A 15,502-nucleotide genomic window follows, 5' to 3' on the forward strand; every position below is an offset into this window, starting at 1 on the left:
CGCATAAGCGTAAGGTTTCCTCTACTTTTATTTTGATAAATAAGTGTCAATTGGTTTTTGATAGTCTTCCCAATCTGTCTTGCTATCATTAAAATAAGTAGCTAGCAGATAGCCAATATAAGGACCGGTTGTTAAACCAGAAGATCCTAAACCACTAGCTGCAACAGCTGTTTGGTCATCTGGTAAGCAATTGAAAAATGGAGCAAAATCTGAAGTGTATGCTCGTGTGCCAACACGGAAATTTGCTGAATAATCTTCAAAAAATGTTGATGAAGTAAGAAACGGTACTGTTTTCTCCTTTAAGTGAGCAAAGGCTGATTCTGTTGGTGTTAAATCAAAACCACCATCATTTTCATGAGTCGCACCGATTAAAATTTGCCCATTTTGAAAAGGAATCAAATCACTTTCTCCATCCAGCATCGCTACAGGCCAATTGCCGCTTTCTTTAAAAGGCGTTTCAAATGCAAGTAACTGCCCTTTTTGCGGACGAATATCAGTTTTGTAATCAAGGTCTTCCAATAAAGTTGGTAAACCGGCACCTGAACATAAAGCAATCATATCGAAGCTTTCGTTTTTTTCAGCTAAGCTAACAAGCCATTTGTCACTTCTTTTGCTTAATCGAACTGAGCCAGTTTTTAAAGTAATATCTCTCTGTAAAGCTCGTTGCTGCAATGTTTTTAAATAATTAGCTCCGTCTAATTTCCCGCCACCAGTTATAAAAAGGGCTGGTGCTTTTTTTAGTAGTGGAAGTTTTTCAGATACTTGTTGTGCAGCGAGTAATTGAATGTCGCCAATTTCAGGAGCTGCTTGTTTTCTTTCTTCGGCTAACTGTTTTAATTGTTCTAACTCACCGTCTTTTCGCAGAATTAATGTTCCTGTTTGCTGATAAACATCGTTGGGTAAGGCGAAGTCTTGGATTAGTTTCGGGTAAAATGCGGCACCGTCTTTCGCTAATTGGTACCATTTTTTATTGCGTCGTTTTGATAACCATGGAGATATGATTCCAGCGCTGGCTTTCGTTGCTTGCCCAATGGGATTATCATAAAGTGTTACCTGATATTTTGTTAAATCGATATAATTAGCAAGCGTTAATCCGATAATTCCACCGCCGATAATGGCTAATTTTTTCATGTTGAAGCTCCTTTTATCCGTCTAGGATTAAGTAATTCATTTTCACATAAGTTTATCTAGGATGCAAGTGCTCTTCTATGAAAGGGAAAATGAGATTTTGATGAAAAAAACGGTTCTTTTTATGGTATGATAAGTAATGTTATATTAAACAAAAAATGTAGGGGGTTACGGGATGAAAGCGATGAAGTTAGGGTGGTTTTTGACAGCTGTTAGTTGTCTTATACTGGTTAGTGGCTGCAATTCTGGCAAAGGGAAGTCAGATACAGCAAATGGAGAAAATACAAAAAAAGGGCAGGAATTTTCAGTTGTAGTTAAACAGGAAATTCCCTCTATTGATGCATCTGTCACAAATGATGTCGTTGGCTGGGGTGTTTTGAAAAATACTAGTGAGGGGCTTTTTCGTGCGGATAAGGATGGAAAATTAGTGCCTGCAGGGGCGAAAGAAAATCCACAAGTTAGTGAAGATGGTTTGACTTATACATTTAAATTAAGAGAAGATGCTGTGTGGTCAAATGGTGATCCTGTAGTTGCGGCTGATTACGTTTATGGTTGGCAACGGACAGTAGAGCCAAAAACTGCTTCCGAAGTGGCTTATTTATTTGAGTCAATAAAAAATTACCCAGCTATTATGGATGGACAATTACCGGCAGATCAGCTAGGTGTTAAAGCATTAAGTGATTACGAATTAGAAGTGACACTAGCTTCACCTGTTCCTTATTTGGATGCATTGCTATCCTTACCGCCATTTTTCCCGCAAAATGAAAAAGTAATCACTGAAAGTGGGGATAAATATGCAAGTTCAAGTGAGCATATGGTGTATAATGGGCCTTTTGTATTAAGTGATTTTGATGGTGCCGGAACAGATACTAAATGGACTTACCTAAAAAATGAAACATATTGGGATCAAGAAAATGTAACAATGGATAAAATCAATGTAGATGTTGTAAAAGAAGATGCCACAGCGTTAAATTTATTTCAAGATGGGCAAACAGATGATATTGTGATTACTGGCGAACTTGCCCAGCAAATGGCGGATGATCCAGCTTTTTATTCACAAGAAATGTCAAATACTACTTATGTTGAATTTAATCAAAGCAAAAAAGAATTTCAAAATGAAAATCTCCGCAAAGCGATTTCTTATGCTTTAGATCGTGAGACGTTAGTAAAACAGGTCTTAGGTGATGGATCAATTGCAGCAACAGGTTTAGTACCGAAAAATATGTCGTTTAATCCCGATACAAACGCTGATTTTGTAAAAGATTCGGGTAATCATTTAAAATATAATCCGGAACAAGCTCAAGAATATTGGGACAAAGCCAAAAGTGAACTAGGCACGGATTCCCTAAAAATTAACTTACTCTCTTCTGATGCAGACTCAGCTAAAAAAGTGGTGGAGTATATGCAAGGTGCCATTCAAGAAACGCTAAAGGGTATTACTGTTGAAGTTTCATCTGTACCGCTTTCTGTAAGATTAGATCGAGGGAATCAAGGAGATTTTGATTTGATTTTAGTAGGTTGGGGTGCAGAATACAATGATCCAAGTGTTTTCTTAGAGTTATTTACTTCTGACAACATTAATAACAGTGGGAAATACGCAAATAAAGATTTTGATGCTGCGATGAAAGCTTCTGCTACTACGAATGCAGGGAATCCTGAAGCGCGTTGGGATGATTTACTTGAAGCGGAAACTATTATAATGAATACAATGGGCGTTGCTCCAATCTATCAAAAAGCCGAAGCTCATTTACGTAATCCAAACGTCAAAGGGATATTACCCTCTGGACCAGAATATGATTTTAAGTGGAGTTTTATTGAAGAATAATTATTTAAGAAAAAAGGAGGCTTTCCAATGATTCATCGCTATATCAAGGTTGAAGGTTCAGCCTTTGAACGAGGCATTCAAATTGGTGAAATATTAAAAATGCAGATTGAAACCAATTTATCCAGCCAAAAACTTTTTTATCAAGATCCGCCTGAGATTGCTAGTAAATGGTTGGACAAAGCACAAAACTATTTAAAGTTTACGGAAGAATTTGCCCCGAAAGTGGCTGAGGAAATGAAAGGCGTAGCTCAAGGTAGTGGTCTGGATTTCCAAGAAATTCTTTATTTGTATACTGTTTATGAGCGCTCGTTTTTTGACGAATTAATTAGCGATAAGTGTACCTCTTTTGCAGCGAAGGGCAATGCGACTGTTGATGGAACAGTTATTTGTGGTCAAACAAATGATGAGCGCTTAGATGAATATCGTTCTGAAGTTGATTGTGTGGTACATCATGTTGATTCAGAAACTGATTTTGAAACATTAATTTACAGTCATCCGGGAATTCCTGCTTATATGGGAATGAATAATTATGGTTTAGCTGTTATGTGGACGTATATCGATAATGGTCAACGACAAGAAGGACTCCCGACAGCTGGGATTATTAGAGAATTGCTGAATAAAAAGAGTTTAAAAGAAGCTAGGGATTATTTGTATAGTATACCGCATGCAGTTCCTAATCAATTTAGTCTTTCCCATGCCAAAGATGGGATTGCAAGTTTTGAATGTTTCCCAAATAAAATTTACGAGCATGAGCCAGCGGATGTGATGATTCATGCTAATCATAATAGCATTGCTTTAGAAGAACCGGAAAAAGGTGGTTCTAAAACATCCCATTCGCGTTTTGAAGCAATGGAAGCAATTGTGAATGAAAATGTTGGCATTATTGATGCAGAATTAGGTAAGCAATTTTTAGCGAATCATCGTAATTTTCCTAAAAGTGTTTGTAATCATCCATCACCTGAACATCCATTATCAAAATCGCTAGCTTCAATGGTTTTTGATTTGGGTAAAGGTGAAATGCATTTAGCTTTTGGTAATGCTTGTGAGCAGCCTTTCCATACTTACCGTTTTGATCGTTGGTTAGCAAAGTAAGATAATTAAGTGAAATAGTCTAAAAAGAGCTTGGGACATAACTCAAAAAGTTATGTTTCAAGCTCTTAGTTTCCCAATAAACGGTGGGAGCAGAAGCAACTCCTTCGGAAATAAGCTGAAATTCACAAAAATTTGAAGAGCAATTTCCGTGAATTCCTTCTTATTTCTCGGAGTTAAACACTTCTGTCTCAACCTCTTTTTAGTATAGTTATTTTTTTATTGCGGTTAGCTGATGAGCTGTAAATGTTAATAAACCGTTGTAATCTGCTACATTTGTTTTTTTACCACTATATAAAGTATACTCATAAGCTTCAGTCAAATGAATAAATTTACTATCAAAAAATGGATACTCTTGTTCAAGTCGTTTAGCATAAAGATTTAAAGGTTCATTTGCCTGACGTTGCAGTATTCTTTCTGCTTTTCGCAATAATTTAGCATAGGCGCCAATAAAGTTTCTTGGTTGAATTTTCCGATAAATCGTGAAGTTTAATAAGAAAAAGTACTTTTTCAGAAAATAAGCACCGGCGACTAGTAAAATAATAGAAATTCCCCAACCAGCGATGCGGAAAATAGTCATTCCAAACTGATTTGTTGTCTCTTTATCCAGTAATTTTTCAGAATTCTCGGTACTTTTAGTAGAAACTACGGTACTTTCTTGAGTATCTTTTTGTATGGTTGATTCAACAGTTGAGCTCGAAGTAGAATCACTATCTTGCGAAGAATCACTAGTGTTAATATCAGCAACAACAGAGTTAATGAAACCTGGTGTTGGCTCAAAAGGTATCCAGCCATACCCTTCAAAATAAACTTCAGGCCAAGAGTGAGCATTGCTATTTCTTATCGTGTATTCTTGGTAATCATTCTGACTCCCATTGGTAAGCTCGCCAGAACTAAAACCTTTAGCCCAGCGACTAGGAATCCCAATTGAACGAAGTAAAACGGTCATTGCACTAGAGAAATTATCGCAATATCCTACTTTTGATTCAAATAGGAAATAATCAACATATTCCTCATCTTTTGGTGTATAAGGTGTATCAGCTTTTGAATAACGGAACCCACCATCGGTTTTTAGATATGTTTCAATCGCCTTAACTTTATCATAGAGCGTTTCTTGTCCACTCGTCAGTTCAATAGCCAAGTCTTGTATTCTACTTGATAGTGCTGGCGGAAGTTGAGTAGCTTCTTGATCTTGAGAAAATTGATAAGGTACAAGTGCCAATGATTCTTTAGAAAAATCAGGTTCTTGCCAAGTCAACTGAATACTTTCTGGAGGTTCAGACATAACGACCCGATTATTTTCGTTGATTACTTCAGTTTGACCGATTTCATTATATGGAATTGAACTATTTCCATAAGGGTATGGTAAAAAATCACTGGACTGCTTAAAGCTTAAAGTAATTAAAGAAGATTCTTTTAATGTGCCTTTAAAATCTGTATTAGTATTGATTTCCAGTGGTTCTCCTGTAACATTAGGTGTGGTTGTCCTATCAGTGTTTTGCCAACCTTTGCCACTATAGTAAGTTTTTGTTTCTACACGCCAGTAATGTTTACTTGATTGTTTGGCTGTAAAAAGGATTGTTTGGTCGTCGGCTAATGGTCCGCCAAGTTCAGTGTCGTCTTCACTAAAACCTGTCCTACTATAACCCTCGAATCCATATTGATCAATTTTTTGATAAAGTCCTTGTCTATTTAAATAGTTGCGAATAGGAGCTGTTTGATTAAACAAAAAAGTTTTTGATTGAGGCCATGCATTTAAAATTAAATATGAACTACTAAAGGATAACGTTAATAAAAGTATTGTGAACAGTAGTAACCAGCTTTTTTTACTGTTAAGGATATTTGGTACCTGTTTCCCAGCGTAAAAAAGAACAGCTGCACTAGTTAAGGCAAGAACGTGATTACTAAAATTTAGGCGATTAAAAACTGCTAGCATTAGCAGATAGATCACTAGCAATAAATAGCCTAATAACCAATGTTCGTATTGAACAAACAAAATTGCTAAAAGTATCAGTAAAAATAGAATGATCGATAATGCGCAAATGGGTGGTAAGTAATTGATTTCCCCGATTTGGATTTTCAAGTACATATCTAAAACTTGCTGAATAAACTGTGTATACCATGTAATTCCAAAAGAATGTTGCAACGGGAAGTACAAATATAATCCGAAACAATAAATGAGAATATAAAACGGCAATTGGATTAGCGTACTTTTAATGAGCAAAGGAGTAAAACAAACCAGCGCTAAAATACCAATAAAGTAAAAAACATTTACTTGTTCCAATTCGTAAACAGTTGTAAAAGCCAGCGCAACGGTAGTTAACATGATTAAACTAAGTAAGCTGAAGAACCATTTTCGTTTAAGCCTCTCTTTCATGAGTATCGACCTCCTGTATCCAAGGGGAAGGACGCCCCTTTCCAGTCTAAATAAAGACTGTCTTCTTTAAAGGTCACTAAAAAGATATCATTATGTTTCCTCAAATAATTGAGTTGTTCATTTAGATGAATAGATTCTGTCGGAGAGAAAACGACTACTTTCTTCTTTGACAAATTGGGTAAACTAGCTTCCTTCTCTAACGGCATGACAGCAGCAATAAGCTGTTCTTGTGGTGTTTCATCGGGAACAGTTCCAAGTATAGTTTGTTGAAAAGTAAATTTAGTCTCAGCCAATTGAGTGAAAGAATAGTAAACGGAAAGTGATTCTTCAAATTTGTCATGAGCTAAACCATAAAATATAAAATGGGGGTCGGTTTCAGTTTCATGTTCATACTCTTTAACGATTAGTTCATTTTTTTTACCGGATTGCTTCCAATCTATTAATTTTAACGAATCTCCAACTTGATACTTCCGTAAACTGTGTACAGAAAAATGTTGAAAACCAAAAGGTGAAGCAAAAACAGGGTTCAATACAATTAACTGCTGATAAATTTCTTCGGCCAAAGAAAATTGCAGCATAGGCATAACGACAAAAGGACCAGCGATTGTTTGTTTTGCCTGTTTTGTTAAGATTCTAAGTGGGTCTGTGCTTGTAAGAATAAGTGGTAATTGTTGGAAAACACCTCTCTTAGTAGGTGTCCATTTAAAGTGAACGCTTGTTGATTTACCAGCATATAGTACAAAGTCTTGCTTTTTATGAACAAAAAACAATGTTAATAGAGGTATCTTGAAAAATAGTGGCTGAGAGCTGCACATCTTTAATTCAATGTCATCTGGTAAACCCATAGTATAAATAGTATTTTGAGTCCAACTTAGCTGGACTCTTTTTAATGAAGATAACATCGTTAAAAAGAGATAGAACAATAGAAAGGTTAAAAAGAAAAATAGTGACCAGCCTGCTGAATTATTAAAAATAACTGAATACAAAAAAACACAAAGATAGAATAGTAAGATAACGAAGATTTTAAGCCCATTTTTAAGTCCAGAGTATTTCATCAAGATTTCCTAACTGGAACAGGAACTTGTTTCAGAATCTGCTCCAAAATTTCTGGTAAATGTTCTTTTGATGAAGTGTATCCATTTTTTAATAATAGGCGATGACCAAATACAGCAGGTAATATTTGTTGTAGATCACTAGGGATAACGAAGTTGCGTCCTTCTGTTAAAGCAAAAGCTTTAGCACCTTTAATGAATGAAACTGACCCACGTGGGCTAATACCAAGCTCAATACCATTATGATTACGAGTTGCATGAACTAACTGAAGGGCATACTGCGCAACTTTGGGGTCAATATAAATTTCTTCGACTTGTTGTTTCAACTGGCTGATTTCAGAAGCAGTCAAGACCTGTCGAACATGATCTAATTCATGACCAGTTTGATGGAGCATCAAATTCAATTCGTCTGAAAATTCTGGATAACCAATCTGCAGTTTAAATAAAAAACGATCAAGCTGGGCTTCCGGTAATGGATAGGTTCCTTCATATTCTAGTGGATTTTGAGTTGCTAGCACGAAAAAATTTTCCTCTAAAGGATAAGTATGGTTATCAATTGTCACGTGTTTTTCAGACATTGCTTCTAGTAATGCTGCTTGACTTCTGGGAGTGGTACGATTGATTTCATCTGCTAACAAAACTGTTGTAAAAATTGGTCCTGGATGAAATTCAAATTGCTGCGTAGCTGTATTATAAACAGAAACACCCAGAATATCACTCGGTAGTAAATCAGGTGTGAATTGAATTCTATTGAATTGACCATGAGTTGCTTTAGCCAATGTTTTTACCATTTTAGTTTTCCCAACACCAGGAACATCTTCAAATAAAACGTGTCCCCCTGCTAAAAATGCAGCAACTGTAAGTTGTAAAACATCGCGTTTACCTAAAATAACTTTCTCCATTTCATTCATTAGCAAATTAACCTTTTGATAAGCTAGTTCAGTTGCAGGCATCTTTTCTCCTCCTATAAAAAAACGGTTTTTATTTTATTGTATAGATTTCATTAGATTGACGCAAGGAGTTGTGAAAATTAGTCAGCATTTTTAAGTAAAATTGAATTATAAATTAAATATTATTATGTCTTAGAAAGATGTTTTTAAATTTTTCAGAACATTTTTGTTATATGGAAATTGAATAATGTTGTGAAACAGTATTTATATAAGTTGTTTATCATATAATTTTATTATATATAAAATAAATGAGAAATTAATCAAACGTTATTATGTTAAGCTGAAAAGAGGATAGGATTACTATTCTAACTAATAATATGAAAGAGGGAAAAGGAAAATGAAGAAATCTTTAAAAGGTATTGTACTAGCTTCGTTGATTAGTACACAAGTGTTGGCAACACCTATCTCTGCATTAGCAGTATCTACAGAAACAAGTGAAACACCAGTAGCTCAAACTACTGAAGAAACGATTGAAGAGGCAATACCGAGTGAGGAAAAAGAAGATACTTCAGCTGCAACTGAAGTGCCAAAACAAGAAGAATCAACAGAAGTGACTATCGAAGAAACTGACAAGACTGAAGAAACAGCAACTTCAGAAGAAAAAACAGGATCGTCAACATCAGAGTCAAAAGAGAAAACAACAGTTGTGGCAAGTGAAGAGAAAAAACAAGCACTTAAAGATTTAATTGCAAGCGCATGGGCAACGCTTAAGTCTGGCACATATTGGGGTGAAACAACAGCTCCTTTAAAAAATGCGCTTGAAGCAGCCACAGCATCAGTAAATGATGACAAAATGACAGATGCTCAATTAGACGCTGCAATGGCAGATATCTCTTTAAAATTAACAGAATTGAAAAGTGTAGAAAAGCCAGAACTTAGCTTTGTTACGAATTTAATTAATGCGATTAACGATGGTACTGAGATTATTTTTGGTCAAGGGTTTCTTGGCGATAAGTATACAGAAGCATCAGTGAATGCAAGAAGAGAGCAAATAAATACTGCTTTAGAAGCTGGAAAAGCTGTTTTAATGGAGCTTTACGTGAATGGAATTGAAATTGATAGTACGGTTGCTTTAGCTAATGAAGCCCAAATTGTTGCAGCAACAAATGCAATTTTGGAGGCGATTAATGGTGGAACGGGTCTTGCTCGTACAGACATGCTCAAAGATGTTCTACTTGAAGCAAGTCAATTAAGCGGTTCAATGGTTCCAGGCGAATATCTGCAAGATAAAACTAATTTTGAAGTTGCTTTTGAACAAGCTTTAAATGCCCTTGATAATGCTTTGACAAATGAAGAAGTTCAAAATGCAGTTAATGCTCTAAGAAGTGCGATGGATAACTTACACTTATTGGTTGTTGTATCAGCGGTAGATGAGAATGGTAATTTAATAGTGGATCAAGCAACTACATCTAAAATTGGATTGTACAAAGAAGCTTGGACTGTTGAACCGCCAGTGGTTGAAGGTTATGAATATGTTTCTACCAGTGTTGAGCCAATGACCTTTGCAATGGCGGCAAGTACATCTGCGTTGGCTGGAACATATGGTGATGGTACAAATGACGTGACATTGGTTTATAAGAAAACAGGGTTAGCAGAACCATTACCACTTACCTTTGAGACAAATCAGATCATGAATCAACCAGCAACAATTGGTGTCAATAATCAAGCAAAACCACTAGATCCTGCAAAAACAACCTTACCAAAAACTGGTGAACAAACTAGTGCGATGACTGGGTTCGGTATTATGGCTTTAGCAGGTGCTACATTAGCATTCTTCAAAAAAAGAAAAATTAAAGAATAAATTATTAAAATGAACCTTCTAATAAATTCAATGAGATTGTGACAAAAGTCGTTTAGACTTGAACAATTGGACTAAAACCCGTACAATGCGTTTTTTTGCATTGTGCGGGTTTTACGAATTTGTCGAAGCCTTCAATTTTTAGAACATTAAAGGAAACAATATGCATTCTGTGTCTTGTGTCGTTCATTATCGAAATGAAGTATCTGACTTTTCACACGGTTTATTCGGGTGATGGGGCAAAACTACTCTTTGGTTTTGTCCCACACATGTCCCAGTCATATTTTTATACGCCAAAATCTGAGCAAATGTGTTTCAAACTCTAGTGAAAACGTTCATACTTAGACTAAGAATGCAACTAAGGAGACAGAATTTATGTTAGAGCAAAAACAAAACAAAGCAGTTGGATTTTTTGAAGGTTTGCCGATAGAGGATCAAGCAAGTTTTATCGATCACGAATTAATAATGCCAATACCAGAACCGCAAGACATTTTAGTTCATGTCAAAGCTGTTTCCGTGAACCCAGTCGACACTAAGCTTAGACAAATATCAAAGAAGCAAAATGTGCTACGAGTACTTGGTTTCGATGGTGTTGGAGAAGTTGTCTCAGTAGGTTCAGCAGTTAAAAAATTTAAAATAGGCGATACGGTCTACTATGCAGGAACGACCAAGCGCTCAGGAAGTAATCAGGAATATCAACTAGTTGATGAACGGATTGCTGCTTTGGCACCTGTAAAGCTAAGTATAGAAACCGCTGCTGCCCTACCTTTAACAGCATTAACTGCCTACGAATTACTATTTGAAAAATTCGGCTTAATACCACAAGAAAATGGAAATACTGGACAATCAATTTTAGTTATCAATGGTGCTGGCGGGGTCGGATCAATCTTAAATCAATTAGCTCATTGGGCGGGTGTAAAAGTGTATGCAACTGCAAGTCCAAAGAATTTTGATTGGTTAAAAAAAATGGGCGTAGATTATCCAATTGATTATCATCAAGATATCGTGGGGAGTTTGAAAAATTTAGGTGTTGAACAAGTTGATTATGTAGCAGCTTTACATGATATTGTTCCTTATTTTGATCCAATTTCTGAGTTGATTCGACCATTTGGGCACATTGGAACAATTGTAGAAACTCAGCAAGAAATCCCCATTAATCGTGTGAAAAATAAATCAGTCAGCTTTGATTGGGAGTACATGTTTGCTAAAACAGATTACTCTTATAAAATGGAAAGCCAAGGCGAAATTTTAAAGTTAATTGCTGACCTTTGCGATCAAGGAAAACTAGGTTCTACATTAAATAAAGTCTACAACGAGGGTATTAATGCTGATAATATGAAAAAAGCGACTGCAACTGTTGAAACCGGACATACAAGTGGAAAAGTAGTAGTTAGCGGAGATTTTAATGGAAAAATTAGTACTAAGTATATTTAATAAATGGAGAAAACACCTCAAACTATTTGGCAGTTGAGGTGTTTTTGTCTAATTAATTCTTTTGTCTAATTAATTCTTTTGTTTATTTTTTCTAAAGATAAAGTAAGCAAAGGCTCCCACAACTAAAATGATTCCAAGGACTAACAAACTTGAAGCTGCCTTTTCACCCGTATTGGGAAGTGCTTTTTTACTAGAAGCGGCTGTATTTTTTTGAGTGGTTTCGTTACTATTGCTTGTTGAATTGTTGGCTGTACTTTTATTAGTTGATGATGTTGTTTCTGTTGTTTTAGATGGATCTGTTTTTTCTTCTGCTTTGTTTTTTGTATAGATATAAGTTACTTCTTGATCTTCTTCGGTCAATTTCCCAGATGTTGGTCCAGTAACTTCTTTAAATGTATAGCCTTCAATTTCTGGTTTTTCAAGGTTAAAAGGTACATCGATTGCATCAATTAAAACAAAATCATCTTTAATTGTATTATTATCGGTATCTACATAATGAGCGATGACTTGTCCTTTCTTTTTGATAATCGAAGCTTCTTCATAAATAAAAGTGACTGTTTGCTCTTGATCTGTGAAACTACCTGATGGATTCCCAATTGTTTCTTTTAACGTATAACCGACGATTTCTGGTGTCGAAATATCAAATGTTTTCCCAACAAAACCAGTTAGAGTTTCAGCAGGTAATAGTTCAGTTCCTTCAATATCTTTGTATTGAACGGTTACAGGTTGACCATCATCAAGGACATTAAATTGGTGTAAATAAGTACCAGATGAAATCGCGTAAAAAGAGAAGCCGTCAGGTTGTGCATAAGTTCCGGCAGGATTATTCAACCGAGCATTATACTCAAAACTAGTAATATTTTTAAATTCTTCCTCAGTCACACCTAGAACAGTGATGCCGTCGTCAGTGATTTGCAAACGATTTGACGGCAATTGTTGACCGTTAAAATCGAAATATGTGTTACTAGGAGAATTCGATGTACTAAATGGCGGAACGTAACCATCAAAATTTGTCATTCGATTTGGCATCATTGAAAATGGTAGAAAGACGGTTTGTTGTTCTATGTCATAGTCCAAAGAAGAACGACCAATTGTTGTCGGTTCGTCATAACGTCCTGTGTTTTGACCAAAAGCGGCCAAATTATTTAATACAGGAAAATCAGGGATTACTGTAAAGTCTGTAATTCCGCAAAACTGGACAGACAATGACGTTAAATTAGGTAAATTCTTCAAAGGCTCAATAGTTGTAATTTTCATGTTTGAGTCTAAATAAATACGGTTTAATTGAGTTAGCTGAGCGATTTTCGGTAAAACATCATTATCAATATCGGTACTTCCTAAAGAAAGATTAGTAATTCCGCCACTTTTAGTTAAGTCAGGGAAATTGGCGCTAGTTAAAGAGGCTGTTTGTAAAGTAACATAAGTCAAAGACGAAAGTTGCTCTAAAGGACTAAAGTCAGTCACATTATTATCTGTATTGATGTAAATTGTAGCTAAATTTGTTGCATACTCTAATCCGGAAAGACTGCTAATTTGGGCAGAATTGCTGCTATTTAAATAAAGAGAGGTTAAACGTTCCATATCTGTTTTGGTTAATTCACTACCAACAGGTAAATTTAAAGTTGCGACAATCTCTTGTTTCAAAGCTGCATCTGGTATTGTTACAACATCAGCATCAGCATCAGCATCAGCAGCCATTGGTACAGCATCTTGCATAGTAGTTACTGCAATTCCTTGAGATTCAGAGCTTGTATCAGTTTCAACTTCTTTAACTGTTGTGGGCATCTCTTCAGCAGTAGAACTTTCTGTTGAATCTGAAGAATCAAGTGTTTCTTCTAACGTTTCTTCAGTTCCTATTGTTTGCGATGTATTAGTTTGGTCTATCCCGCTCTCGGGCTCTTCTGCCAAAGCTAGTGAAGAAGAGAGCAAAGTTGGCGCTAAAAGAACAAGAAGCATGATCGAATGAAGTGTCTTTTTCTTGTTAGTACATAAAGTGTTTTTAGTTTGCAAAATTTTACCTCCATAAAATTAAAATAAAGTGTGTGTTGGAAAAGAAAAAAATCAGTATTAAGCAATATTTTATCATAAAAAATAATAAATATAATAAAAAAGTGAAAAATTTAACATGAAATTAATTTTTTTTGTAATTAAATTCAAAAAAACGTTGAGGGAATGAAAGAAATAAAAAGGTAACAAAATTTTAGATAGTGGCTTATAATGAAAGAGACAATGGAAGTAGCAACTTTTCACTCGTTGCTTTGCAGATATATGTATTTTAAATAAGGAGTATAAATCATGACATTAAAGCAAAAAATCATCGCGAAAAGCAAACGTTTAGGAATTGATAAAATTGGTTTTGCTTCTGCGGAACCTTTTTATGAGTTGGAAGATTCTTTAAAGGAACAAAGAGAACGTGGGTTTAACTCAGGTTTTGAACATCAGGTGATTGAAGAGCGGATTTACCCAGAAAAGACGTTTGAAAATCCTAAAACGATTATTTCAATTGCTCTAGCTTATCCAACGAAGATCGCAGGAAAAGTTCCTAGAGATGAAAAAAGAGGTATGTTTGCCAGAGCTTCATGGGGAATAGATTATCATGATGTTTTACGGGACCGTTTAGCTAAATTGATTGATTTTATCCAGACTCAAGCACAAAATTTGGAGGAGTCTGAGGCGTGGCGTTTTGCTCCTCAAGTAGATACAGGAGAGTTAGTTGATGTAGCTGTTGCACAACGGGCAGGATTAGGTTTTATTGGTAGAAATGGCTTGTTAATCACGGAAGAATATGGTTCTTTTGTTTATTTGGGTGAAATTGTGACAAACATTGATTTTGAAGTAGACGAACCAGTTCCTTTTGGCTGTGGTGATTGTATGCGCTGCGTGACAGCTTGTCCGACGAAGGCTCTGTTAGGTGATGGCCGTATGAATGCAAAAAAATGCTTATCCTATCAAACGCAAACGAAAGAAATGATGCCGGAAGAATATCGAAAAAAAATGCATAATGTTATATACGGCTGTGATATTTGTCAGTTGGTGTGCCCATATAATAGAGGGAAAGATTTCCATTTCCATCAAGAAATGGAACCGGAAGTTGATACGGTTTATCCTAAGTTGAAGCCAATGTTAAATATATCGAATAAAGAATTTAAAGAAACTTTTGGACATCTTTCAGGCTCGTGGCGAGGGAAAAAACCGCTGCAAAGAAATGCATTAATCGCTTTAGCGAATTTAGGTGATCGTAGTGCGCTGCCAGAAATTTTAGTTTGTGCTAAAGAAGATGTTCGCCCTGTGATTCGCGGGACCGCAGCTTGGGCAATCGGTAGATTAGGGAATAAGGAAGCTGACAAGTGGATTGATGTTTTAAAAGAGTTACTTGAAAAAGAACCAGAATCGGAAGTAATTGAAGAAATTACGACTGCAATCAAGCAGTTAGAGAAATAGAGAACGACTTTGAGGTCGAATCAGAAGAGGCTACTTTTGATTTTGCCGTTTATTTAGATGTATTTTTGCTCCCCACATTTTTAGTTAAAAGTAAGTGTAGTTGAAAAACAATTAATAATTGATTTTAATGATAAAAAGAATAGACAACAAGAGAATGTTCGATTATAGTCTAATTGTTAGTTTTTTTAGTACATAGATTTAAATAGAATGTGAAGGAGTACTTTTTTTATAGTATGCAGTTTGTTGAGTGTAAGTATTTTTGGAATCAGTCAACCGCTAGTTGAGGTAGCAGAAGTAGTTAAAGTTGGCGTATAAGAAGTTACCTATGTATACGAAAATCAGTAACCCTGAACTACGTTGATGAGGCGGGAGGAAAGTTAGCTGAATCTGACGCAATTAAATGTAACT

10 protein-coding genes are annotated in these 15,502 nt (G+C 35.7%); 5 read left to right on the forward strand and 5 right to left on the reverse strand.

Going from position 1 to position 15,502, the window contains the following annotated elements; translation table 11 throughout:
* Positions 1-27 precede the first annotated feature (27 nt).
* Entirely contained in the window at positions 28-1,131 is a 1,104-nt protein-coding gene (locus tag C240_RS13845) for an NAD(P)/FAD-dependent oxidoreductase (RefSeq protein WP_271497051.1), read from the reverse strand.
* A 181-nt stretch (positions 1,132-1,312) separates the two neighbouring features.
* On the opposite strand from C240_RS13845, the gene C240_RS13850 reads away from it, so the two are divergent.
* Together C240_RS13850 and C240_RS13855 are read left to right on the forward strand one after the other, a co-directional pair.
* Positions 1,313-2,953, forward strand: coding sequence for a peptide ABC transporter substrate-binding protein (locus C240_RS13850; RefSeq protein WP_442896600.1), 1,641 nt, complete (start codon positions 1,313-1,315; stop codon positions 2,951-2,953).
* Between the two features lie 27 nt (positions 2,954-2,980).
* Positions 2,981-4,045, forward strand: coding sequence for a C45 family autoproteolytic acyltransferase/hydolase (locus C240_RS13855; RefSeq protein ID WP_271497053.1), 1,065 nt, complete (start codon positions 2,981-2,983; stop codon positions 4,043-4,045).
* A 208-nt stretch (positions 4,046-4,253) separates the two neighbouring features.
* Here the strand turns inward: C240_RS13855 and C240_RS13860 are convergent, their stop codons facing one another.
* The 3 genes from C240_RS13860 to C240_RS13870 are packed head-to-tail and all read right to left on the reverse strand — an operon-like array spanning position 4,254 to position 8,424.
* On the reverse strand, positions 4,254-6,419 hold the full coding sequence (locus C240_RS13860; protein ID WP_271497054.1) for a transglutaminase-like domain-containing protein: 2,166 nt from the start codon (positions 6,417-6,419) through the stop codon (positions 4,254-4,256).
* Positions 6,416-7,474 carry a DUF58 domain-containing protein gene (locus C240_RS13865; RefSeq protein WP_271497055.1) on the reverse strand — a complete coding sequence of 353 codons (1,059 nt, stop codon included), beginning with the start codon at positions 7,472-7,474 and terminating at the stop codon, positions 6,416-6,418. Before C240_RS13865 ends, C240_RS13860 begins: the two co-directional genes overlap by 4 nt.
* Positions 7,474-8,424 carry an AAA family ATPase gene (locus C240_RS13870; RefSeq protein ID WP_271497056.1) on the reverse strand — a complete coding sequence of 317 codons (951 nt, stop codon included), beginning with the start codon at positions 8,422-8,424 and terminating at the stop codon, positions 7,474-7,476. Before C240_RS13870 ends, C240_RS13865 begins: the two co-directional genes overlap by 1 nt.
* Positions 8,425-8,758: 334 nt before the next feature.
* On the opposite strand from C240_RS13870, the gene C240_RS13875 reads away from it, so the two are divergent.
* Together C240_RS13875 and C240_RS13880 are read left to right on the forward strand one after the other, a co-directional pair.
* Positions 8,759-10,222 (forward strand): MucBP domain-containing protein, encoded by a 1,464-nt coding sequence (locus C240_RS13875; protein WP_271497057.1) that lies wholly within the window; start codon positions 8,759-8,761, stop codon positions 10,220-10,222.
* Between the two features lie 372 nt (positions 10,223-10,594).
* Entirely contained in the window at positions 10,595-11,653 is a 1,059-nt protein-coding gene (locus C240_RS13880; protein ID WP_271497058.1) for a zinc-binding alcohol dehydrogenase family protein, read from the forward strand.
* A 69-nt stretch (positions 11,654-11,722) separates the two neighbouring features.
* On the opposite strand, the gene C240_RS13885 is transcribed toward C240_RS13880, so the two are convergent.
* Positions 11,723-13,663: a MucBP domain-containing protein gene (locus tag C240_RS13885; RefSeq protein WP_271497059.1), complete on the reverse strand. Its 1,941-nt coding sequence runs from the start codon at positions 13,661-13,663 to the stop codon at positions 11,723-11,725.
* A 285-nt stretch (positions 13,664-13,948) separates the two neighbouring features.
* On the opposite strand from C240_RS13885, the gene queG reads away from it, so the two are divergent.
* On the forward strand, positions 13,949-15,094 hold the full coding sequence (queG, locus tag C240_RS13890) for a tRNA epoxyqueuosine(34) reductase QueG (RefSeq protein ID WP_271497060.1): 1,146 nt from the start codon (positions 13,949-13,951) through the stop codon (positions 15,092-15,094).
* Positions 15,095-15,502: the final 408 nt, after the last annotated feature.

The sequence above is a fragment of the Enterococcus sp. 5H genome (genome assembly GCF_028128615.1).
Taxonomy (GTDB): domain Bacteria; phylum Bacillota; class Bacilli; order Lactobacillales; family Enterococcaceae; genus Enterococcus_L.